Annotated in this window: 16 protein-coding genes; 4 read left to right on the top strand and 12 right to left on the bottom strand. The window is 68.9% G+C overall.

The features are described from left to right. Positions 1–79 precede the first annotated feature (79 nt). Complete coding sequence (locus tag ACLQ23_RS22010; protein ID WP_355591506.1) at positions 80–964, top strand: SGNH/GDSL hydrolase family protein; 885 nt, start codon at positions 80–82, stop codon at positions 962–964. Positions 965–1039: 75 nt separating this feature from the next. On the opposite strand, the gene ACLQ23_RS22005 is transcribed toward ACLQ23_RS22010, so the two are convergent. The 4 genes from ACLQ23_RS22005 to ACLQ23_RS21990 are packed head-to-tail and all read right to left on the bottom strand — an operon-like array spanning position 1040 to position 5342. Then, on the bottom strand, positions 1040–2194 hold the full coding sequence (locus ACLQ23_RS22005; RefSeq protein ID WP_355591508.1) for a serine hydrolase domain-containing protein: 1155 nt from the start codon (positions 2192–2194) through the stop codon (positions 1040–1042). Positions 2195–2197: 3 nt separating this feature from the next. Continuing rightward, positions 2198–3022: a carbohydrate ABC transporter permease gene (locus ACLQ23_RS22000; protein WP_053656785.1), complete on the bottom strand. Its 825-nt coding sequence runs from the start codon at positions 3020–3022 to the stop codon at positions 2198–2200. Beyond that, a complete protein-coding gene (locus tag ACLQ23_RS21995; RefSeq protein WP_053656783.1) occupies positions 3019–3990 on the bottom strand; it encodes a carbohydrate ABC transporter permease in 972 nt (323 codons plus the stop codon). Before ACLQ23_RS21995 ends, ACLQ23_RS22000 begins: the two co-directional genes overlap by 4 nt. Further along, a complete protein-coding gene (locus tag ACLQ23_RS21990) occupies positions 3987–5342 on the bottom strand; it encodes an ABC transporter substrate-binding protein (protein ID WP_425881026.1) in 1356 nt (451 codons plus the stop codon). The genes ACLQ23_RS21995 and ACLQ23_RS21990 overlap by 4 nt, the downstream gene beginning before the upstream one ends. A gap of 358 nt (positions 5343–5700) precedes the next feature. Here ACLQ23_RS21990 and ACLQ23_RS21985 point away from each other — a divergent pair, with 358 nt between their 5' ends. Further along, entirely contained in the window at positions 5701–6726 is a 1026-nt protein-coding gene (locus ACLQ23_RS21985) for a LacI family DNA-binding transcriptional regulator (protein ID WP_355591513.1), read from the top strand. 72 nt (positions 6727–6798) lie between these two features. Further along, entirely contained in the window at positions 6799–7752 is a 954-nt protein-coding gene (locus tag ACLQ23_RS21980; protein WP_425881025.1) for a family 43 glycosylhydrolase, read from the top strand. 254 nt (positions 7753–8006) lie between these two features. On the opposite strand, the gene ACLQ23_RS21975 is transcribed toward ACLQ23_RS21980, so the two are convergent. The 8 genes from ACLQ23_RS21975 to ACLQ23_RS21940 form a co-directional block, all read right to left on the bottom strand. Beyond that, positions 8007–9668, bottom strand: coding sequence for a glycoside hydrolase family 27 protein (locus ACLQ23_RS21975; protein WP_425881024.1), 1662 nt, complete (start codon positions 9666–9668; stop codon positions 8007–8009). A 225-nt stretch (positions 9669–9893) separates the two neighbouring features. Further along, positions 9894–11249: an RICIN domain-containing protein gene (locus ACLQ23_RS21970; protein ID WP_425881023.1), complete on the bottom strand. Its 1356-nt coding sequence runs from the start codon at positions 11247–11249 to the stop codon at positions 9894–9896. Positions 11250–11381: 132 nt separating this feature from the next. Further along, positions 11382–13775 (bottom strand): RICIN domain-containing protein, encoded by a 2394-nt coding sequence (locus tag ACLQ23_RS21965; protein WP_355591522.1) that lies wholly within the window; start codon positions 13773–13775, stop codon positions 11382–11384. Positions 13776–13819: 44 nt separating this feature from the next. Beyond that, a complete protein-coding gene (locus ACLQ23_RS21960; RefSeq protein ID WP_355591525.1) occupies positions 13820–14701 on the bottom strand; it encodes a sugar phosphate isomerase/epimerase family protein in 882 nt (293 codons plus the stop codon). Positions 14702–14707: 6 nt separating this feature from the next. Then, positions 14708–15892, bottom strand: a complete 1185-nt coding sequence (locus ACLQ23_RS21955; RefSeq protein WP_355591528.1) for a substrate-binding domain-containing protein — start codon at positions 15890–15892, stop codon at positions 14708–14710. An 11-nt stretch (positions 15893–15903) separates the two neighbouring features. Further along, positions 15904–16878, bottom strand: coding sequence for an ABC transporter permease (locus ACLQ23_RS21950; RefSeq protein WP_355591531.1), 975 nt, complete (start codon positions 16876–16878; stop codon positions 15904–15906). A 2-nt stretch (positions 16879–16880) separates the two neighbouring features. Continuing rightward, complete coding sequence (locus ACLQ23_RS21945; RefSeq protein WP_053656771.1) at positions 16881–17855, bottom strand: ABC transporter permease; 975 nt, start codon at positions 17853–17855, stop codon at positions 16881–16883. A 114-nt stretch (positions 17856–17969) separates the two neighbouring features. After that, the gene (locus tag ACLQ23_RS21940; RefSeq protein WP_355632126.1) at positions 17970–19481 is read right to left on the bottom strand and encodes a sugar ABC transporter ATP-binding protein; all 1512 of its coding nucleotides are present in this window, start codon (positions 19479–19481) and stop codon (positions 17970–17972) included. 509 nt (positions 19482–19990) lie between these two features. Between ACLQ23_RS21940 and ACLQ23_RS21935 the strand changes: the two genes are divergently transcribed. Beyond that, entirely contained in the window at positions 19991–23545 is a 3555-nt protein-coding gene (locus tag ACLQ23_RS21935; protein WP_355632128.1) for a ThuA domain-containing protein, read from the top strand. Positions 23546–23550 lie beyond the last annotated feature (5 nt).

The raw sequence follows: 23550 nt of genomic DNA, 5'->3' as shown, positions 1-23550 counted from the left end.
TGGACGAATGTCTATATTGGTGACGGCGTCATCGGGTGAGGATCTTGGCACCACCACCGCGATGCCTCTGGGAGGCGCCATGAACCGTCCCCTCCTGCGGGCAGCCCTCCGGCTGACCGCACTAGCCGCAGCGACCGCCGGCGTGCTGCTCGCCGCCGCCGCACCCGCCGCCGCCGCCGTACCCACCGGCCGCTACGTCGCACTCGGCGACTCGTACACCTCCGGGCCGCTGGTCCCCACCCAGGTCGACCTGAACTGCCTACGGTCCAGCCGCAACTATCCGTCGCTTGTCGCCGCCTCCGCGGGCTCGTCGTCGTTCGTCGACGTGAGCTGTTCCGGGGCCACGACCGACGACATCCTCTACGGCGGCAGCGGCCAACTGGGCATCGCGACCCCACCGCAGATCAACGCTGTCACCTCGAACACCGCCCTGGTGACCGTGCAGATCGGCGGCAACGACATCGGCTTCGCGGGCATCATCGGGGACTGCGCGGAGGCGAGCCTCAGCAGTCCACTCGGGTCGCCGTGCCGGGACCGCTACACGGCCGGAGGCACCGACCAGCTTCAGGCCAGGATCGCCGCCACGGCGCCGAAGGTGACGGCAGTCCTCCAGGCGGCCCGCCGGGCCGCTCCCGGCGCGCGGGTCGTGGTGCTCGGCTACCCCGCGATCGTGCCAGACAGCGGCTACGGCTGCTGGCCCGTCGTACCGATCGCCTACCAGGACGTGCCGTACCTGCGGACCATCGAGAAGTCACTCAACTCGATGCTGGCCCGCACCGCCGCCGCTAACGGCGCCACCTACTCCGACGTCTACACCCCGTCGATCGGCCGGGACGCGTGCAAGGGCAGCGGCACCCGCTGGGTCGAGGGTCTCGTACCGCAGAACGCGGCCGCACCGTTCCACCCGAACGCCCGCGGCGAGCAGGGCATGGCCACCGCGCTACTGGCCACGCTGAACAGCTGACCGCACGCACATCCGCCGCCGGCCCCGCCCACCACAGGGCGGGGCCGGTGACGTCGTGTCGACGCGCGGATCGGGTCAGGCCGGAAGGCAGGAGCGGACGGCGGCGGTCAGCCGGTTGGCGCGCTCGTCGCCCGCCCCGTACATCTGATTGACCACGTAGCCGAACCCCACAGCGTGCCGCGCGTCGCCGAAGGCGAGGTTCCCACCGGCGCCGTCGTGACCGAAGCTGCCTGCGCCGAGCAGCGGCCGGGCCTGCGGCGAGTGCAGCAGGAAGCCGGTCCCCCAGCGTTGGCCGGTGTCCGGTGGACCGTGCCGCTGCTGACCGCGCGAGCGGACGACGACCGCGTCGTCCACGGATTCGGCGCTCAACAGCGGCCCGCCCCGGACGTCGGACACACAGGCCGCGTAGAGGCGAGCGAGGCCCTCGGCGGTGCTCACCGCGCCCGCCCCCGGAATTCCGGCGGCCTGGATGGCGGGGTCGTTGAAGCTGACCAGGCCGTCGGCGTCGGCGGGAAAGGCGAAGGCGCCACCCATTGTGATGCCGCGCTCGGCCACGGGGTCGGCGAACGGATCGGCCTCCGGCGGTGGGGCCAGGTTCCAGGCGACGGTGTCGCGTTCGGATGCGGGAAGCCCCAGCCAGGTACGCAGCGCCAGCGGCTCGGCGAGGGCGTCGCGGAAGAACGCGCCGGGCAGTTGCCCCGTGACGCGGTGGATCACCTCCCCGACGAGCCAGCCGTACGTCATGGCGTGGTAGCTGTGTGCCGTGCCGGGCTGCCACAGCGGGGCCTGCGCCTCGATCGCCTTGATGACCGGATCCCACGCGAGGATCTCGTCGAGGGTCAGCGCACGGTCCAGGGCCGGCAGCCCGACCTGGTGGGTGAGCAGCCAGCGCACCGGGACGTGGTCCTTGCCGTGCTGGCCGAACTCCGGCCAGTAGCGCGTCACGGGCGCGTCGAGGTCGAGCCGCCCCTGCTGTGCCAGGAGGTAGGCGCAGATCGCCAGGATCCCCTTGGTGCAGGAGAACACGACGACAGGCGTGTCCGCCTCCCACTGTCGTCCGGTGCGGGTGTCGGCCAGCCCGCCGTACAGGTCGACGACCTTGCGTCCCCGTACGTAGAGCGTGACCGCGGCGCCCACCTCGCCCCGGGAGGCGAAGTTGTCGCGGAAGACGTCGGCGACGCGCCCGTAGCCGTCGTCGGCGTCGCCGTGGATCTGCGGCTGCGTAGCCACTGCCTATCCCTTCACTGATCCTTGGATCAGGGCCTTGATGAACTGTCGCTGGAAGATCAGGAACACGATGAGAGTAGGGGTGAGGATGAGCAGCGAGCCAGCGCACAGCAGCACCAGGTCGGTGCCCCACTGGCCCTGGAACGCGCCCAGAGCCCCGGCCATCGTGCGTTTGGTGGCGTCGTCGACGAGGACGATGGCGAGCAGGAACTGGTTCCACGTCCAGAGGAACATCAGGATCGTCAGCGAGGCGATTGCCGGCCGGGCGAGCGGCACCTGAACCCGCCAGAACAGCTGCCACGTGCTGGCGCCGTCCACCTTCGCCGCCTCGGACAACTCGACAGGCACGTTCGTGAAGTGCGCGCGCATCCAGAACACGGCGAACGGCATGTACAGGCCGATCAGCGGCAGGATGATCGCCCACCGGGTGTTGAGCAGACCGAGGTCCTGCATCTGGTAGTAGAGCGGGGTGACCACGGCCTCGAAGGGCAGTGTCAGACCGAGCAGGAACAGCCCGAAGACGAACCGGCCGCCAGGCACCCGCAGCTGGCCGAGCCCGAACCCGGCCATGGTGGCGATGAGCACCGACACCGGCACGACACCGGCCACGATGAGCAGGCTGGAGCGCAGCAGAGCGCCCATGTTGGCGGCGGTGAAGGCGTCGGCGAAGTTGCCCCACTGCGGATCCGACGGCCATGCCAGGCCGCTGGGCACGGTGCCGCGCGGCTGCAACGCCGCCGACAGCATGCTCACGAACGGCAGCAGGGTGACCAGGACGAGTGCGATCAGGAACAGCCGGCCTGTCAGTTGTTCACGTCGGCTCAGGTTCACGGCTTCTCCCCCCGGGTCAGTCGCTGGATCGGCAGCACGAAGGCCAGCACCAGCACCATCAGCACGACCGCCAGCGCCGAGGCCAACCCGACCTGACGCTGCGAGAAGGCGAGGCGGTAGATCTCCAGGCCGGGGACCGTGGTTTGCAGGCCGGGGCCACCGCTTGTGGAGATGTAGACGATGTCGAAGCTGGCGAGCGCGGCGATGATCGTCACGGTGAGGCAGACGCCGATCTCCTGCCGCAGGCTGGGCAGGGTGACCGCGAGGAACTCCCGGACCGGCCCGGCGCCGTCGAGGCGGGCTGCCTCGTAGAGCGCAGGATCGATCTTGCTCATGCCGGTGACAAGCAGGATCGTGCAGAGACCGAGCAGGACCCAGGCGCCGATCACGCCCACGGCCGGCAGCGCCGTGTCGAAGTCGCCGAGCCAGGCGCGGGCGAGGCCGCCCAGACCGACCGCGCGCAGCACCTGGTTGATCAGGCCGTTCGAGGACAGCAGCCAGCTCCACGCGATGCCCGCCGCCACGAGTGGGATGACCTGTGGCAGGAAGAGGATCGTCCGGACCACGGTCCCGAAGGCTCCGGTGGTGATCCGGCGAACCACGCTCGCCACCAGCAGCCCGAGCGCCACCGGAATGAAGCTGAAGAAGACGATCAGGATGATCGCGTTACCGATGATCTTCAGCAGGTCGCTGTCGGTGAACACCGTGAGGTAGTTGTCCAGACCCGCCCAGCGGGCCACGCCGATCCCGTTCCACTCGTACAGCGAGTACTGGACGGTCAGGGCCAGGGGACGGAGGACGAAGATCGCGTACATCACCAGGGCGGGCAGGACGTACAACCAGCCGGTCCCGGCCGCGCGGGCCCACCGACGTCGGTGGGCCCGCGTGGACGAGGGGTGGGCGGGACGATCCGGCGACGACACCGTGTCGTCCCGCCCGGTTGGTGCGCTGCCGAGGGCAGACGTCATCGGGACAGTTCCTTCTCGTACTCGGCCTGGACCGCCTTCACGTACCCCTCGGGCGTCTGCTGGCCGGCGATCAGTTTCTGCATCTCGGGGGTGATCGCGGCGGCGAAGATGCCGCCTGTCGCGTTCGCGGTGAAATCGACAGCGCCGTTCTCGGCACCGAGCTGCTGGGACGCCTTGAGCGTCTCGGCCAGGACGGTGTTCGGGGCGGCGGCCGGCACCGGCAGGTCGGTCGGGCCGCCAGGGCTGGAACCGCCGACCGTGACCGCGATCTCGCGGGCCTTGGCGTTGGTGTGGGCCCAGTTCAGGAAGTACGCGGCGGCGTCGGCGTTCTTGGCCTTCGCGGAGACGCCGAAGGTGTTCGGGGCGGACATCGCCACGTGCTTGCCACCTGCGGATTCGGACGGGAAAAGGAAGAAGCCGACGTTGCCCGGCATCGCCTTGTCCAGGTTGGCCGACTCCCAGTCACCGTTGAACATGAACAGGCCGTTGCCCTTCTGGAACTCCCCCACCATCGCGGCGTAGTCCACGGCGTTGGCGTCCTTCGGGAAGTAGCCGGCCTGGGCCCACTTCTGGATGGTCTGGGTGGCCTTCAGCGCGGCCGGGGTGTCGAAGGTGGCCCCTGGCTTCTGGAAGATCCAGTCAGCGACCTGCGCCGGGTCGCCGAACTGGTTCTGCAGCGCCTGGTGCGGGAAGTTGATGCCCGCGGTGTTCTTGTTGAACTGCATGATCGGCTGCACGCCGCCGGCCTTCGCCTTGGCCAGCAGCTCCTCGAACTCGGCGACCGTGGCCGGCGGTTGGGTCATGCCGACCTGCTGGGCCAGCTTCTTGTTGTAGAACACGCCGGTGACGCTGTAGCCCAGCCCCATCCCGTACAGCGACCCGTTGCCCCGGATGTTCTCCCCGACGCGCAACTGCATCAGCTGCGATGCCGGGAACTTGTCCCAGCCGTACGCCGTGAAGTAGGGGTCCAGGTTCTTGAGCAGGTTGTCCTTCACCAGGTCGACCATCGTGGGCAGCCGGATGATGTCGGGCGAGTTGTCCGAGGCCATCACCCGCGGTGCGTTCTCCACGATCACCGTGAACTGGTCCTCGCGGATGTTGAACGTGACGTTCGAGTGCTGCTTGGAGAACTCGTCGGCGAGGGCCTTGGCCAGCGGGAAGCCGGTCTCCGCGTACATCTCCAGGGTGATCGGGTCGGTGCCGAGTTCCGTCTTGACGGCGGCGTCGGGCTCGGCGTTCGACGACCGGTCGGTGCCCGGCGCGCTACAGGCCGTCGCGGCCAGCCCGACGGCCAGCAGCGGCGCGAGGAGCAGCGCTCGACGTCGCGACAAATTTTTCAGCAATACTGCCATTTTATGACTCCTTGATTCCTCCGCGCGCCCCGCGACCATGGCTGCGGGACGGCTCCACCGGGACCGCCGCAGCCGGAGCACCGACACGACGCGCACGTCGCGACCGGTCGCACCGCAGCAGCACGCGTACCGTCACCAATGACCCTCAGCCCGGCGACCAGAGCACGCAAAAGTGGTCGCTAAACTGATTTAGCAGAGCATGCGCGTGACACGGGTAGCTGTCAAGGACCACCCTGCAACGGTCTGGAAACATCGAGTTCACACCGCTGCGGGCGGAACCGGGGCTGGCCATCGGACGGCGACGCATCATGATGGGCGGGAGCGGTGCCCGTGGCGCCGCGCCTGATTCGGAGGACTGATGGGCCGCAACAGAGCAACCCTGGCCGACGTCGCGCGGCGCGCTGGGCTGTCCAAGACTGCCGCGTCGATGGTGCTCAACGGGCGGGAGGGCACCCGGTTGTCGGCCGAGGCGCATCAGCGCGTGTTCGCCGCCGCCGAGGAACTCGGCTACCGGCCCAACCTCGCCGCGCGCAGCCTGCGCACCCGCAAGACGGCCACCATCGCCTTCGTCTCCGACATCGTCGCCACCACCCGCTTCGCAGGCGGCCTCATCCGTGGCGCCCTGGACGCCGCGCGGGAGCGGGACCACGTACTGCTCATCACCGAGACGCAGGGCGACGCCACCTTCGAGCAGTACGCCATCGAGGCGATGCTCGACCGGCAGGTCGACGGGGTGATCTACGCGGCGATGGCCACCCGACGACTCACAGTGCCGCAGGCCATCCTCGGCGGCCCGGTGGTGCTGCTCAACGCCACCAGCTCGGACACCCTGCCCTGCGTCCTTCCCGACGACGACCGGGCCGGCCGCTCGGTGGCCACCGCCCTGCTGGAGCACGGCCACCGCGACGCCATCGCACTCATCGGCCGCAACCGGCTGAAGGAGGGCGACCCCGAGGTGTCCCTCGCGGCCCGGGCGCGTCTGCGGGGCATCCACCAGGCGCTCGGCGACGCGGGCGTCACACTGCTGGCAGAGTGCTTCTGCACCGACTGGCTGCCCGAGCACGGCTATGCCGCCATGCGCGGGCTCCTCAACAGGCAGCAGCGGCCCAGCGCTGTCATCTGCATGAACGACCGACTGGCCTTCGGCGCGTACCAGGCACTCGGCGAGGCAGGGCTTTCCGTTCCCGACGACATCTCGGTGATCTCGTTCGACGACGACCCGATCGCCGCCTGGCTACGTCCAAGCCTGGCCACCACCGCGCTGCCGCACGAGCAGATGGGGCGGCGGGCGGTCGAGCTGCTACTTGACGGCGGGGCCGCCGAGCCGACGCTGGTCCCGATGCCCCTGCGTCGCCGCAAGTCCCTCGCGCCTCCCGCCGGGTAGAGGTTTGCCACGGCTGTCACGGCGGGCTACAGGCTGTTCCAGCTAAAACGGTTTAGTGCTAGGTTTCCGGCCATGCTTCGTCTAGCCGACCACTGGGTGTGGGACAGCTGGTACGCGCAGGACGACACCGGCCTCTGGCACATGTTCTTCCTGCGCGCGTCCCGCGCCCTGCACGACCCGCACCGCCGCCACCACCGCGCCACGATCGGCCACGCCGTTTCGACGGACCTGCACTCCTGGCGCCTGGTCGCCGACGCCGTGGTGCCCGCCGACGCCCCCGCATGGGACGACCTGGCGACGTGGACCGGGTGCACGGTCCGCGGCCCGGACGGGCGGTGGTACCTGTACTACACCGGCGTGAGTCGTGCCGACAACGGCCTCGTCCAGCGCATCGGCCTTGCCGTCTCCGACGACCTGACCACCTGGCACCGACACGGCATCGACCCGATCGTGCAGGCCGATCCGACCTGGTACGAACTGCTCGACCGGGACCTCTGGTACGAGCAGGCATGGCGCGACCCGTGGGTGTTTCCCGACCCCGACGGCGAGGGCTGGCACATGCTCATCACGGCACGCGCCAACACCGGGGCGGCGGACGCACGGGGCGTCGTCGGTCACGCCACCTCCGCTGACCTGGTCACCTGGACCGTGCAACCACCACTGTCGACGCCGGCCGGGTTCGGCCACCTGGAGGTCCCCCAGGTCGCGGTCGTGGACGGGCAGCCCCTGCTGCTCTTCTCCACCGACGCCACCTCCAGCGCCCGCACCGACGACCACCGGATCTGGGTGGTTCCCGGCGCGAGCGTCAGCGGCCCGTGGGACGTCGCGTCCGCCCAGCCGTTCGCCCACCCGCACCTGTACGCGCCGCGCCTGGTGCCCGGACCCGCCGACGCGTGGTCGCTCATCGGGTTCCTCGACCACGTCGACGGGACGTTCGTCGGTGAGATCACCGACCCTGTTCCGGTGCGCTACGACGCATCGGTCGGGCTGACCGCGAACCCGGTGGGGACCGCCGCGCCACGATGACGCCCGCGCCCCGGCGTGCCAGTCTGACCAGCTGACGCACGCGTACGGGAGCGGGCACCCACCCTCAGGTGCGTGATGTCTCTCCGACATATTGATGCCGGAGAGACATCACACCTGGGACGGTGGCCGGCCCCCACCGCGTCCGCGACGCGCCGAAGGCACACCCTGCCCCGACCCCGCCGTTCGGCCGGCTCACCCGCGACCCGGGCAGTTGCGGTCGCGGCTACCTCACCTGCGGGGTCGGGGCCGCTCGTCTAGCGCTGGGTCCAGCGCTGGTTTGCCGCCCCCGTGCACGACCAGAGGATCACCGGGGTGCCGTTGGCGGTCGCGTTGTTGTTCACGTCGAGGCACAGGCCCGACTGGGCGTTGCTGATCGTGCCGTTGGCGTTGACGGTCCAGCGCTGGTTGGTGCCACCGTTGCAGTCCCAGATCTGGACCTTCGCGCCCGCAGTGGCGTTCAGCGGCGCGTCCAGGCACTTGCCGAGCGACTGCAGGGTCTGACCGTTCGCCGTCCAGCGCTGGTTGGCCGCACCGTTGCAGTCCCAGATCACCGGCTGGGTGCCGTTTGCGGTGTTGCTGTTCGGGACGTCCAGGCAGCGACCCGAGGCGGCGCTGGCGTACGCGCTCGACGTCGTCGGTGGCGGAGTCGTGGGCGGCGGAGTCGTGGTGCCACCGCCACTGACCCGGTACACAACGGTGCCGTGCGCCGGAACGCTCGCGGAGATGGTGCCGGTGCTGCTGCTTGTCGAGTTGCTCCAGGCATCCACGAGCGTGAAGGAGCTGCCGGACTTGCCGATGGCGGCGGCCGTCGTGGAGATCGTCGTCGTCGAGCCGCCCTGGTTGAACAGGGCGACCGCCACGTCACCGTTCGCCAGCGGCTTGGCGAGCACCCGACGGGTGCCGTCGAACGAGACCTGTGCGGCCTGCCGACCGAGCGAGTCCTGGCTGATGGCGATCAGGTTGCGGTTGGTCAGGATGGTCAGGGTCGCCGAAGACATGGAGCGGACGTCGTTGCCGGCGATCAGCGGCGACGCCATGACCGCCCACATCGCGAAGTGGCTGCGCATCTCGGTGTCGTTCATGCCACCCCGGCCGACCTCCATCATGTCCGGGTCGGTGAACCCGCCGGGGCGGGCGTACCGCGCCAGGGGAACGTTCACGTTGATGATGTTCTGGATCCCCATCGGGTAGCCGTTGGTCTGGCCGGTGTCCCACGCGTTGGTGATGTCCTCGGTGGTCCGCCACATGTTCGACACGTCGCTCCAGTCGCGCAGCGGACCGGTCTTGGCGTGGATGCTGTTGGGGTTGATGCTGTAGACGATCGGCCGGCCGGTCGCGGCCAGCGCGTCGCGCATCTTCGCGAACGTGGCCACCTGCTCGTCGATGCTGCCGTTCGGCGAGCACCAGTCGTACTTGAGGAAGTCGACGCCCCAGGCGGCGAACTGACGGGCGTCCTGGACCTCGTGGCCCCGGCTGCCCGTCGCTCCGGGGTAGGAGCCGAAGTACTGTGCGCAGGTCTTGTCGACAGGCACCTGGTAGAGGCCGAACTTCAGGCCACGGGCATGCAGGTAGTCACCGAGCGCCTTCATCCCGCTGGGAAAGCGCGTCGGGTCGCCCTGGATGTTGCCGGAGCTGTCGCGGTTGGGGTTGAACCAGCAGTCGTCCACCACGACGTACTCGTAGCCGAGGTCGCGCATCCCGCTGCTGACGATGGCATCGGCAGTCTGCCGGATCAGCGCCTCGTTGATGTTGCAGCCGAACGAGTTCCAGCTGTTCCAGCCCATCGGAGGGGTCCGGGCCACGCCGTTGTCCAACGCCTGGGCCATCGGGACGCGGATGCCGACCAGGACGGCGGCGAGCAGCAGCACGGCCGCCGCTGCCCGCCCCCATCGGCGAGGTCGGATGATTCGCTTCATACGCAGGCCATCCTTTCGGTGATGTCGTCCACCACGGACGGATGCCGGGCGAGGTGAACGGGAGCTGTTAGCGTTAACAGAAGCGCAGGTCATGTTACGGAGACGTTTCGAGGAATTCAACTACTTCCATATGTTGGGGAACCTCGCCCCGGTGGATGGCCGACGGCGGGGCCGTCGACCATCCACCCGGCGCCCCGACCAGCGCCGGCTGACGTCGGCCGGTGCTCAGGCGAACTGCGCGAAGAACCGCCAGACCTCGCCCTTGGTCCAGGTCGTGATGCCACTCTCGGCGTACGTGCCGTCCACCGGGCCGGGCATGTGACCGTTGTCGAACGCCGCCCACTGCACCGGGTAGCCCGCCCGGCATCCCGAGTAGGCGGTGGTGACATGGGTCCGGCTGCCCGCCGCCGGCTCGGGCGGGTTCTGCGCGGTGCAGCCGTTGTTGCGGACGAACGTGTCCCGCAGCGACCGGCCCGCCGAGATGCCGAGCACCGAGTCGCTGAGGCCGTGCAGCCCGAAGTACGCGATGGGCTGCGTCCCACCGCTGCATCCGCTGAGTTGGGCGCCGCTGAAGACCGCCACCGCCCGGAACACGTTCGCCCGTGCGCAGGCCAGCGCGTAGCTCATGCCACCGCCGTAGCTGAACCCGAGCGCGAAACGCTGCGTCGTGTTGACGCAGAGGTCACCCTCGATCAGCCGGATCATGTCGTCGACGAATGTGACGTCCTCGCCTCCGGAGTTGGCCCAGCCGTTGCCGAGTCCCTGTGGCGCGACAAGGATCGCGCTGTTGTTCGACTGCTCCTGCTGCCCGTAGTAGGACCACGGGGTCCCGCTGGTGCCGCCGGAGTTGACCTCGGCCGCGGTGCCGCCCCGCCAGTGGAATGCGAAGATCAACCGGTAGCGGTTGCTGTTGTTGTAGTTGGCGGGGATCCGCAGGATGAAGCTGCGGCTCTTGCCGTTGCTCTGGATCGTGTGCGTGCCGTTGTACAACGTGGGGCTCTTACCGCATCCCCCGCCCGTCCCGGTGTCGCCGGACACCTTGACCATCTGCCACTGCTGGTTGGCTCCGTTGAAATCCGTGTACTGCACGATGTTGGCACCGTCGCCGGTCGAGGCGCCCTGCACCTCCACGACCTTGCCGCTGAGCCGGCTGACCAGCCGTACGCTGCCGGCGTCGGAGTCGGCCAGCCGGAACTGCTGGTTGGTCGCGTTGTTGTCGGTCCACTGCACGATGGCGGCACCGTCGGCGGTCGACCGGTTGCTGACGTCGAGCACCTTGCCCGAGTGCCGGGACTTCAGCCGGTAGAAGCCCGAACCGGAGTCCACGAACTGCCACTGCTGGTTGGCGCCGTTGTTACGCGTCCACTGGGTAGTCCGCGCGCCGTCGTTCGTGGCCTGCCCGTAGACGTCGAGCGCCTTGCCGCTGTTGCGGTTGACAAGGACGTACCAGGCGTTGGTGTCCACCGTCGCCGCCGAGGCCGGCGCCGGGTTGGCCGCGACGAGAGCGCTGGCGGCGAGCAGGGCCGTAGCCGCGGCGGCCAGACCCGATCGCCAGCGGCGAGCCGCACCGATTGTTCCCATGATTCACTCCCTTGAAGGTTAGCGCTAACACAGCTATCCGCAAATGACAGTCATCAATTGCGTGAGTGGGCCTTGCGGGAGCCGTGCGCCCCGGCCGACCGTCGGCGACGGCCGGCCGAGGGCTAGCCGGGATCAGCTCCGCAGCTGCCACTGCTGGTTCGTGCCGCCGTTGCACGACCAGAGGATGAGCTTGGTGCCGTTCGCCGTCGCGGCGCCGTTGGCATCCAGGCAGAGACCCGACTGCACGCCGGTGATCGTGCCGTTGGCGTTGATGGTCCACTGCTGGTTGGCCTGCCCGTTGCAGTCCCAGATCACCACTGCGGTCCCGTTGGTGGTGCCCTGCCCGGTGGCGTCGAGGCACTTGCTGCCGTACACCATCAGTTGCCGGCTGGCGGTTGCCGTCCACCGCTGGTTGGTGGCCCCGACGCAGTCCCACAGCTGGGCCTGCGTGCCGTTCGTCGTGCTGGACCCGCCGATCTCGGCGCAGCGCCCCGACTGCACACCCACTATCTGCACGTTCTGCGGGTTCGTGCTGCCGCCACTCTGGACGCCGGCATTGTTGATCACCGTCTGCGCACCCGACGGCCAGTTGCCGCCGGAGACCGTGACGTTGCCAGAGACGACGTTGCCCCGATCACCGTTCGTCACGTTGGTGCTGTTGTTCGTCGACCAGTTGTTGGTGACGGTGAAGTTGCCCATGTTCTCCGCGTACCAGTAGTTGGCGGTGGCCCAGGTGCCGGTGGAGGAGAACACGTTGTTGCGGGCGGTGTAGTAGCGCGAGCCCTCGTCGAAGTAGAGGCCGAACCAGCCGTTGGTACGCAGGCAGTGGTTCTCGTTGATGGTGCCGCCCGGGTTCGCCGAGAGCGTGTAGATGCACCCGCCGTCGGTCATCTGCTGCATGACGTCGTGCACGTAGTTACCGACGACCTGGTTGTTGGCGGCGGTGGTGGCAGTCGTGTACCGCGGCTGGTAGTTGTACAGGCCTCGGTTGGCGTAGTGCTGGCTGCCGCCCGCGTCGTTGGCGCCCCAGCCGTAACCGACAGACAGCCCGGTGTACGGCATGTTGTAGACCTCGTTGTGCGAGATCAGCGCGGTGTTCACGTAGGTGGTCAGGATCGAGACCACGCCCCGGTACTCCAGACCGAGGTCGTGCACCCGGTTGTTGCTGATGGTGATGTTGCGGTTGACCATCCGCTGGTCACCCGGGTGGTGGGCGTCGGCGCGTACGCCACCGACCACGATGCCGCCCGCGGAGTTGCGGGCGATCTCGGAGCGGGTGACGGTGATGTTGCTGGCACCCAGACCGACGCCGCTGGCGTGGGCGTTGGCGTCGTTGCCGATGCCGATGGCCGTCTGCCCCAGGTTGACGAACTGGGAGTCGCTGAAGGTGATGGTGTTGGCCGCCGAGACCTGTACGGCGGCGGGCATCTGGTTCCAGTTCGGCCGGGTGGCCTCGAACTGCGGGCAACCGGCCTGGCAGGAGGTCAACGCGTCGGACGGCCGGGCCCAGGTGCCGGTGATGTGCGCGCCGGTCTGCTGGTCGGCGAAGCCGTTGCTGCTGCTCGGGCCGAGCCAACTGGTGCCGGTGAAGGTGATGCCGCTGAACGAGATGTGGTGCGCGGGCGCGTCGTAGGTGCCGCCGACGTTCACCAGGGACTGCAACTGCGGCAGCTCCACGGCGACGCTCGACATGTTCTGCCCCGCGAGCGGGATGTAGTTGAGCTGGCCGCTGCCCGGGTTCAGATACCACTCGCCCGGGGAGTCGAGGAACTCGTACGCGTTGGTCAGGTAGAAGGGACCGGCCCGGTGCGGGCTGGACAGTGTGTCGAAGCCGAACGTGTTGTTGTTCCAGGCGGGCTGCTGCATCGTCAGGACGTTGCCGCTGATGCTCTGCACCGGCGAGTAGCGGTCGGTGAACGAGCCGACGCTCTCCACCTCGACCCGGTTCTGGTTGCCGAGGTTGTTGAGGTAGCTCAACGCGCTGTTGCTGAACCGCATGCCGCTGGTGGTGAAGGTGAAGTCGGCCCGGTTGACTGCGGTACGCGCCCGCGTGGCGACGGCGCCGTTGACGTAGAGCTGACGGCTGTCGAGCCCGGCGGGGACGCTGGCCCGCCAGATGTTGCGACCGGCGTCGACGAGCGACCAGCCGGTGACCGCCCGGGCTCCGCTGATCGTCGGGCGGGCCGAGGGCGCGGCACGCCAGATCACCTGGTAGCCGTTGGTTCCGGAGTCGGCGGCGGTCAGTCGCAACGGCGACGAGAGCCGGTAGATCCCGTCGGCCAGTTCCACGACGATGTCACCGGACATCGCGCTGACGCGGCTGCGTACCGCGGTCTGTGCGGCGGTCACCGAGCACGGTTGGGTGGCGGAGCAGGTGGTGCCGGTGCCGGTGGGGGACGCGTAGAGGGTGGTGGTGGCGGCGAGGGCCGGGGACGCCGAGGCGGTTACTGCGGCCACTGCTGCCAGTGCTGTCGCGGCGGCGCCAGCCAGGATTCGGCGCAGCGGCGGACTGGACGAGAGGAGCACGGGACGGTCTCCTGACATGAGGGGTGTGGGGGTGGCGGATCGCCTCAACCGGGCGGGGTCGAGATGCGGTGGGGGTCGCCGAGGATCTTCCGGAGATGGCGCAGGCCATCAGTGGCGAGACGGTCCTGGGACGGCGCCAACGGACGCCAGATCGACGCGGCGGTGGCGATTGTCGCGTTCTGCGCCGTGAACGACTCGATGCAGACCGCGCCCCGGTAGCCGGTGGCCCGCAGGGTGGTGAAGAAGCGGGGCCAGTCGAAGTGGTCCGCGCCGGGCGCGCCGCGATCGGTGCCGCTGACCTGGACGTGTTTGACGTACGGGCCGGCGGCGGCGAGGGCGGCGTAGGGGTCCGCCTCCTCGATGTTCATGTGGTAGGTATCGATCATGATGCCGACGCTCGGGGGGAGGCCGTCGATCAGCTCGATGGTCTGCTCGACGGTGTTGACGACACTCGTCTCGTAGCGGTTCAACGCCTCCACCCCGATGCTCACCCCCGACTCGCCGGCCCGGTCGGCCACCGGCGCCAGGGCACGCCGGAACTGGGCGTAGCACTCCGTGCGCGCCGCCGGCGACATCCGCCAGGTGCGGCCGACCGATGCGTACACCGGACCGCCCACGCACGGAGCGCCGACGGCCGCCGCGCTCGCCACACACCCCAGCAGGTACGCCACAGTCGACTCCACGACGGCCGGCGCGGCGTCCACCAGGTCCCGGCCGGGCGGAGTGACCGCGCAGACACCGGCCGCCGCCAGGCCGTGCGCGGCGAGCAGATCCCGTGTACGGACCGGATCCCAGTCGCCGGGCTGCTCGATCGGCAGCTCCACCGCGTCGAACCCGAACGAGGCGATCCGCGGGATCAGCTCGGCAAGGGCCTCGTCGTCGACCGGCGAGGCCCACACCCAGGGATTGACGCCGACGGCGTACATCGACTGCTACTTCCAGCGCTGCGGATAGCCGGGCAGGTCGGTGCAGCCGCACATGGCGTAGTGCAGCGGCGGCATGCTCGTGTCGAGGTACCGGTCCAGGTTGTCCTGCGTGATCGTCGGCTGCGGCAGCTTCCACGGGCTCGACACCTGCTTGCCGTCGAGGATGGTCAGCGCGGCGATGATCGGCGTACGCCACTGGTACGTCGGGTAGGTCGGGGCGATGGCCGTGAGGTTCTTGTCCTTCCACAGCTTCAGGAAGTCGAGCTGGTCCTCACCGTTCATCGGCGGTACGGGCTTGCCCGCGTCCTGGAACGCCTCGACGGCAGCGACGGCGACCGCACCGGCGTCCATCCAGACGCCGTCGATCGTGCCGTACCGCTGGATGTAGTCGTTGACGATCTTCTTGGTCTTGGCGGGGTCGCCGTCGGTGAACTCGACGCCCACGACGTCGACCTTCGCCTTGTCCAATGCGATCTTCGCGGCGGACCAGCGGGTCTCCAGCACGTCGACGCCCGGCAGGATGCGCAGGGCCAGCAGCTTTCCGCCGGGCTTCATCTTCTGGCTGACGAACTCGGCGCCGACGTGACCGAAGCCGTAGCCGCCCACCGGGTTGATGAAGGTCACCGGGCAGGTGGTGTTGACCCCACGGTCGAAGACGATCACCGGCAGGCCGGCCTTGCAGGCGGCCTCGACGGCCGGGGTGAGCGTGGCGGTGGTGTTCGGCGAGACGATCAGGGCGTCGCACTTCTTGCCGAGCAGGTCGTTGATGTCCGCGATCTGCTTCTGGTCCTTGCCTTCGGCGTCGACGTGCACGAACTCGCTGATCCGGCTGCGCTGCGCGTCGACCTCGGCCAGCATCGTCTTGAAACCGACCTGTCGCCAGGGGTTGTTCAGCGCCGCGTTCGAGAAGCAGATCTTGTGCGGGCCGTTCTTCTTGAACTTCGCGGTGTCCACCATCTTCGGGTTGAGCACCTGCTCCCACGGCTTGTCGGCCGGCCCCGTCGGTGCGACGTCGAGCAGCGCCAACTCGTTGTCGTAGTCAGCCTGCACGAAGAACTTCGACTGCTCCCCCGTGCCCGCCCCCTCGGCGGCGGAGGCGGTAGCCGACGGGGACGCGGCCGGCTCGTCGGTGGCGCAGCCGGCAAGCACCAGCAGGCTCGCCGCGGCCAGGGCGGTAATGGTACGTCTCATCGAGTCTCCTTTTATCTGGAGGAAGAACGCAGGGCCGAGACCGCCACGGCAAGCAGGATGATCGCGCCCTGGACGGTTGATCTGAGGGCGCCGGAGACGCCTGTGAAGTTCATAAGCGCGAAGAGCGTCTCGAGGGTCAGCGCGCCGAGCATGGCGCCGACGACCGAGCCGCGACCGCCGCCGAGCACGACCCCGCCGAGAACGACGGCCGTGATCGCCCCGAACTCCAGGCCGACGCCGGCCTGGAACGACACGCCGCTGTAGCCGCCGAGGAGGATCGCCGCGACCGCCGCCACGAGGCCGCTGAGCATGAACGCGATCGTCTTGGTGCGCCCGACCCGTACACCGCTCAGCTCGGCGGTGCGCGGGTTGTCGCCGACGGCGACAAGCGTGCGGCCGAAGTCGGAGCGCATCAGGAGCACGGCGAGCACCGCCACGGCCACCAGGACGAGCAGGGCGTACGGGATCCGGCCCAGCAGCGGCACGTCCTCGATGGCCCGCCGGCCGAAGCGGCGGAACTCCTCGGAGAGGCCACCCTTGGGTGCGCCGTCGGACCACAGGTACACCGCGCCGACGAGGATCAGGAACATGCCGAGGGTGGTGATGAACGACGGCACCCGCAGCACAGTGGTGACCAGGCCGTTCACCAGCCCGACGAGCGCACCGCCGACGAGCAGCAGCACGACCACCGGCCAGGTGCGCGACGGCTCGCTGTCGATGAGCCGGGCGGCGACGACGACCTGCGCCGTGACCAGGGACCCGACGGACAGGTCGAACTCCCCGCAGACGATCACGAAGTACTGACCGGCGGCCAGCAGGATGATCGGCGCCGAACGACCGAGGAACGACATCAGTGACGGCGGCGCGAGGAAGTCGGGCTGCACCGCGGCGACGAGGATCAGCAGCACCGCGAGGATCGCGGCGATCGGCACGACCCCGTCGGTGCGGATCCGCAGTGGCAGTGCACGGCGCTCGGCGATCCGCACGGCTAGGACCCCGCCTTTCGGAGAGCACGTCGGGCGTAGACGGCGACCGCCGCGATGATGATGACGCCCCGGATCACCTGCTTGAAGAAGGCGTCGACCTCGAGTTGGTTGAAGATGGCGTCGATGCTCGCGAGCAGCAGCACACCTCCGACAGTGCCGAGGACACCGCCACGCCCGCCGGCCAGGGCCGTGCCGCCGAGCACCACGGCCGCGATCGACTCCAGGTCGTAGAGGCCCTCGGTGCCGACCCGCGGTGCGCCCGAGCCGAGCCGGCTGGCGAGGTAGACCCCGGCCAGGCCGGCGCACAACGAACACAGCACGTGGGCGGTGACGAGGACACGGTCGTTGCGGACCCCGGACAGCCGGGCCACCTCCGGGTCGCCGCCCACGGCGACCAGGTGATGACCGAAGCGGGTACGCGTGAGCGCGAACCACACCGCCCCGGTGACGACGAGCAGGAGCAGGAACGACACCGGCACCGGACCGACGCGCTGGTACCCAAGTGTTCGCACGAGCGCGGGCGCGGTCTCGCCCGCCGGACCGTCGTAGCCGTTGTCGAGATAGCCCTTGAGCAACAGCCCGACACCGAGGGTCGCGATGAACGCGTTGATCCGCAGCTTCGTGACAAGCAGCCCGTTGAGCAGACCGACGGCGGCGCTGACCGCGAGCGCCAGCCCGATCGCCGGAAGCACCGCGCCGTCGCTGCCGCTCATCGCCTCCGCACCCACAAGGGTGCTCAGGCTGATCACGTACGCCACCGAGAGGTCGAGCGAACCACCGAGGATGACAAGCGTCTGGCCGACGGCGACGAGCCCCAGGCCTGCGGCGACGTGCAACAGGCTCACAGTTGTCGACGGATTGAAGAGCTGACCGCCGTCGGCGAGGACGACCAGCCAGCCGATCACCAGGGTGAGGGCGAGCGCCACGAACACACCCGGAACGGGACGCCGCGCCGGCAGGAGCGAGAGGGCACTCACTGGACCGCCTCGGCTCGCGACTGCGGGGCTCGCAACCCCGGCTCACTCCTCGCGCTCACTGGACCACCTCGGCTCGCGACTGCGGGGCTCGCAACCCCGGCTCACTCCTCGCGCTCACTGGGCTGCCTCCCGGACGGTGCCCACCGCGAGGGCCACGACGTCCTCCTCTGTCGCACCGGCGGGCAACTCACCCGCGACGCGACCGTCCCGCAGGACGATGATCCGGTCGCTCATGCCGAGCAGCTCGGGCAACTCCGACGAGATCATCAGGACGGCGGCGCCGTCGCGGGCGAGACTGCGTACGAGGTCGTGGATTGCCGACTTCGCGCCGACGTCGATGCCCCGGGTCGGTTCGTCGAACAGCAGGATCCTCGGGTTGATCGCGAGCCAGCGGGCGAGGACGACCTTCTGCTGGTTGCCGCCGGAGAGGAACCTGATCTCCTGGTCGTCGCCGGCCGAGCGGACCTGGACGGCGGCGAGCAACTCACGGACCCGGATCGTCCGTGCGGCACGACCGGACCGGGTCGCGAAGACGGCCCGGCTGGCCAGCAACGCGTTGTCCAGCACCGACTGTCGGGCGACGATCCCCTCCCCCTTGCGGTCCTCGGTGACGTAGGCGATGCCCGACCGCATCGCGGCACGCGCCGAACGCAGCCGAACCGGCCTGCCGTCGAGCGTGACCTCGCCGCTGGTGAACGGGGCCACCCCGAACAGCGCGCGGGCCAGCGCAGACCGACCCGAGCCCTGCAATCCACCGACACCGAGGACCTCGCCGGCACGCAGGTCGAGGGTCACGCCCCGCAGCTTCCGGTTTCCCGCGTCGCGGACCGTCAGCCGGACCTGGCCGACGTCGTCGGGATCGGCCCGGGCCGGGTAGTAGCTGGACAGCTCCCGGCCGACCATGTGCCGCACCAACTCGTCGGCGGTGGTGGCTGACGTGTCCACGGTGGTCACCCGGCGGCCGTCCTTGAGGACCGTGATCCGGCTGGACAGGTCGAAGACCTCGGTGAGCCGGTGCGAGACGTACAGCAGGCCGATGCCCCGCTCCTGGAGCCGGCGTACCAGCCCGTAGAGCAACTCGACCTCGTGGTCGGCCAGGGCCGCCGTCGGCTCGTCCATGATGAGCAGCCGCGCGTCCAGGGCGAGGGCCTTGGCGATCTCGACGACCTGCTGTTGGGCGACACCGAGCCGCCCCACCGGGGCGTCGGCCGGCAACGTGGTCTCTCCGATGGAGGCGAGCAGTCGCCTGGTGCTGTCGAGCATCTCGCGGCGGTCGACAAGCCCGCGGCGGGTCGGCTCGTGGCCGAGGTAGACGTTCTCAGCGACCGTCCGCTCCGGCAGCAGGTTGAACTCCTGGTGGATGATGCCGACGCCGGCCCGCTGCGCGTCGCGCGGGCCACGGAACGCGCGTACGTGGCCGTCGAACTCGACAGCGCCCTCGTCCGGGGCGTACGCGCCGGAGACGATCTTCATGAGGGTCGACTTGCCAGCGCCGTTCTCGCCGACGACGGCGTGCACCTCGCCGGGCGCGACATCGATGTCGACACCGTCGAGGACACGGACCCCGAGAAAGGATTTGCCGATGCCCCGCAGGGCGAGCAGCGGCGCCGGCCGTGGATCTGACATCCCGGGAGCCCTTTACAGATAGTAGTCATCGGCGAGATCGGAGGCCGTTCGGCGTACGGACGCGACGCACTTTCGCAGCCCGCCACGGCCCCTTACGGTCTTATGGTGCAAACATTTCCTTGACATCGACGAAACATCACACGTATGAAGATAGATGTTTGGATGCGACGGCGCAATCCTCGATCCACAGCCGCAGCCACCGCTCACGCCTTGCATCGCCAGTGACGTCGACGCGCGGGCGTCGGGCGCACCCACCTCACCGTCCGACAAGATCGGATGTTCCCGATTTATTGACATATGTCGATGCCTAGCTCATCCTGACGTCGACACCCGCAGGACGGCAACACCGCCCATCTCACGCTGTGTGACGTTCCGCGGGCCTGACTGCCGTTTCGGCGGACGGCACGAAGACCGACCAGCACTCGTGCCCACACGTGTCCAGACACAACCTGACGCGCTGTCCGGCACGTGGTCGCACCCCCCGTTGCCCGCCCGACCTAGGAGACGGCATGCGTCGCAAGACATTGATCATGGGCATGATCGCCAGCCTCATGCTGGTGCTCGGCCTGGCCCCGCCAGCATCGGCGGCCCCGGCCTTCCGCGCCCTGTTGTTCACCAAGACAGCCGGTTACCGGCACGACTCGATCCCCGCCGGGATCAGCATGTTCCAGCAGCAGGCTGCCGCCAACAACTTCGAGCTGGTGCAGACCGAGGACGCGAGCGTCTTCACGCCCGCCAACCTGGCCACGTTCGACGTCGTCATCATGTTCCAGACCTCGGGGATGGTCTGGACCTCGGCCGCCCAACGCCAGGCCATCGAGGGCTACCTCGCCAGTGGCAAGGGCATCGTCGGAGTCCACAACGCCACAGACATGGGCATCGAGGCCGAATATCCGTGGTGGGACCAGACCATCAACGGCGGCGCCCACATGCCTGAGCACTCCCCCGGCGTGCTGCCCGGCACCGCCATCGTCGCCGACAAGCAGCACCCCTCGACGGTCGGCCTGCCGGATCGCTGGCAGCGCAGCGAGGAGTGGTACAACTTCGACACCAACCCGCGCGGCAACGTGCACGTCCTGGTGACCGCCGACGAGCGCACGTACAACCCGGGCTCCCGCGCGATGGGCCCGGACCACCCGATCTCCTGGTGCCGCAACGCCGGTGGCGGACGGGTGTGGGCCACCGCGATGGGCCACGCCGCCGAGTCCTACAGCGAGACGAACTTCCGCAACCACGTCCTCGGTGGCGTGAAGTGGGCCGCCGGCAACCTGCCCGGCGACTGCGGCGGCACCGTCTGGGGCAACTTCGAGAAGCGCACCCTCGACGACAACACCGTCGACCCCATGGCGATGGCCGTGGCACCGGACGGACGGGTCATCTACGTCCAGCGCGGTGGCCAGGTGAAGATCTTCAAGCCGTCCACGAACAGCACCGTCACCGCGGGAACGCTGAGCGTCTACACCGGAGGCGAGGACGGGCTCACCGGCATGGCGCTGGACCCCAACTTCGCCAGCAACGGGTACGTGTACCTGTACCACTCACCGGCGAGCAGCAGCACCGACGTCAACCGGGTATCCCGCTACACGCTCAGCGGCGACACATTGAACCTGTCCAGTGAGGCGCGGCTCATCGACATCCCCGCGTACCGGGACCGCACCTTCCCCGAGCCCGGCCACACGGGTGGCTACATCGAGTTCGGCCCGGACGGCAACCTCTACATCGGCACCGGCGACGACACGCCACCGAACCTCGACCCCAACTGGCAGGGCTACGCTCCGCTGGACTGGCGCTCCGGCAAATCCAACCTCGACGCGGCCCGCACCGCCGGCAACACCAACGACCTGCGCGGAAAGTTGCTGCGTATCCGCCCGCAGGCCAGCGGCGGTTACACGATCCCCACGGGCAACCTCTACGCCCAGGGCACCGCGCAGACCAAGCCGGAAATCTACGCGATGGGCTTCCGCAACCCGTTCCGCTTCTCGATCGACGCGGCCACCGGCTGGGTCTACCTGGCCGACTACGGACCGGACCGCAACCCGCCCACCACCAACCGCGGCCCCGAGGGCCTGGTCGAGCTCAACGTGATCAAGGCGCCCGGCAACTACGGCTGGCCGTTCTGCCACGGCGACAACCAGCCGTACGCGCCGTTCAACCCGGACACCGGCGTGGTCGGCGCGAAGTTCAACTGCTCGGCACCAGTGAACAACTCACCGAACAACACGGGCCTGACCAGCCTGCGGCCGGTCGTGGCACCCAACATGTGGTACGGCTACGGCACCTCGCCGACCTTCCCGGAGCTGGGCTCCGGCGGCTCCGCGCCGATGGGCGGGCCGGTCTACCGCTACGACGCGGCGAACCCGTCGGCCACGAAGTTCCCGCCCTACTACGACGGGGTGCACTTCTTCTACGAGTGGTCGCGCAGCTACATCAAGGAGGTGCACTTCGACTCCGCCACGGCGGTGACCCGCACCAACCCGTTCCTGCCCACGGCCCGGTTCAACAAGCCGATGGACATGGAGTTCGGCAAGGACGGCTCGCTCTACCTGCTGGAGTGGGGCACCAACTTCGGCGGCGGCAACAGCGACTCCGGGCTCTACCGGATCGACTACATCCAGGGCGGCCGGTCACCGATCGCCAAGGCCACCGGTACGCCCACGAGTGGTAGCGCGCCGCTGACCGTCCAGTTCAGCAGCGCCGGCACTGCCGACCCGGACCCGGGCAACACGCTCAGCTACCAGTGGACGTTCGGCGACGGCACCACCTCCACGGCGGCGAACCCGTCGAAGGTGTACACCACCAACGGCAACTACACGGCGCAGTTGAAGGTCACCGACAACACCGGCAAGACGGGCTTCGCCAACGTCCAGATCACCGTCGGTAACAGCGCTCCGGTGGTCACCATCACCACCCCGCCCAACGGAGGCATGCTCACCTTCGGCGACAAGGTGTCGTACCAGATCACCGTCACCGACCCGGACGGCGGAACTGTCGACTGCTCGAAGGTGGTCCTCAACCCGGCGCTCGGTCACGACGACCACGCCCACGAGACCACCGAGTATCCGGGCTGCTCGGGCACCATCTCCACCGACCTGCTCGGTGGGCACCCCGACGGCGCCAACCTGTTCTACGTGCTGAACGCCAGGTACACCGACAGCGGCGGCGCGGGAGGCGCGGCACCGCTCACCGGCACCGCGCAGGTGATCCTGCAACCCAAGCACAAGCAGGCCGAGTACTACAGCAGCCAGTCCGGTGTGCGGGTCGTCGAACAGTCCGCCGCGGAGAGCGGCAAGCGCGTAGGCGACATCTCCAACAACGACTGGATCGCGTTCAACCCGATGAGCCTGTCGGGTATCACGAACGTCAGCTACCGGCTGTCGTCGCCGTCCGGTGGCGGCACCATCGAGCTACGCGCCGGCTCGCCGACGGGCACGCTGCTGGCCACGACGACGGTGCCCAGCACCGGTGGCTGGGACAACTACCAGTCCACCGCACCGGTGAACGTCGCCGCCCTCGGCGGCACACAGACGCTCTACATGGTGTTCAAGGGCAGCGGCAACAACTGGTTCGATCTCGACGCGTACACCTTCGGGGGTTCCGGTGTCGGCGTTCCCGGCAGCGGGACCGGCACCGGCGTGGCGGGAAAGACCTGGACGCTCACCGCGCAGCACAGCGGCAAGCTGATGGACGTCAGCGGCGTCTCCACCGCCGACGGCGCCCAGATCACCCAGTGGGCGGCCACCGGTGGCAACAACCAGAAGTGGCAGGCCGTCGACGCCGGCAGCGGGGCCGTCTATCTGAAGGCGGTGCACAGCGGTAAGTGCCTCGACGTCGTCGGCGGGTCCACCGCACAGGGTGCTTTCCTGCAACAGAGCACGTGCAACAACGCCAACCAGCAGAAGTTCCTCGTCACGGCCACTGCCACCACTGGTGTCTACACGGTCAAGAGCGTGCCGAGCGGGCTCTGCATCGATGTGAACGGCGCTTCCACTGCTGACGGGGCGCGGCTGCTCCAGTGGGGTTGCCACACCGCCGCCAACCAGCAGTGGCGGTTCACAGCGGTATGACGGAC

This window comes from Micromonospora sp. DT41 (genome assembly GCF_049841715.1).
GTDB classification, from domain to species: Bacteria; Actinomycetota; Actinomycetes; order Mycobacteriales; family Micromonosporaceae; genus Micromonospora; species Micromonospora profundi.
This window is presented reverse-complemented; position numbering and strand designations above follow the sequence as displayed.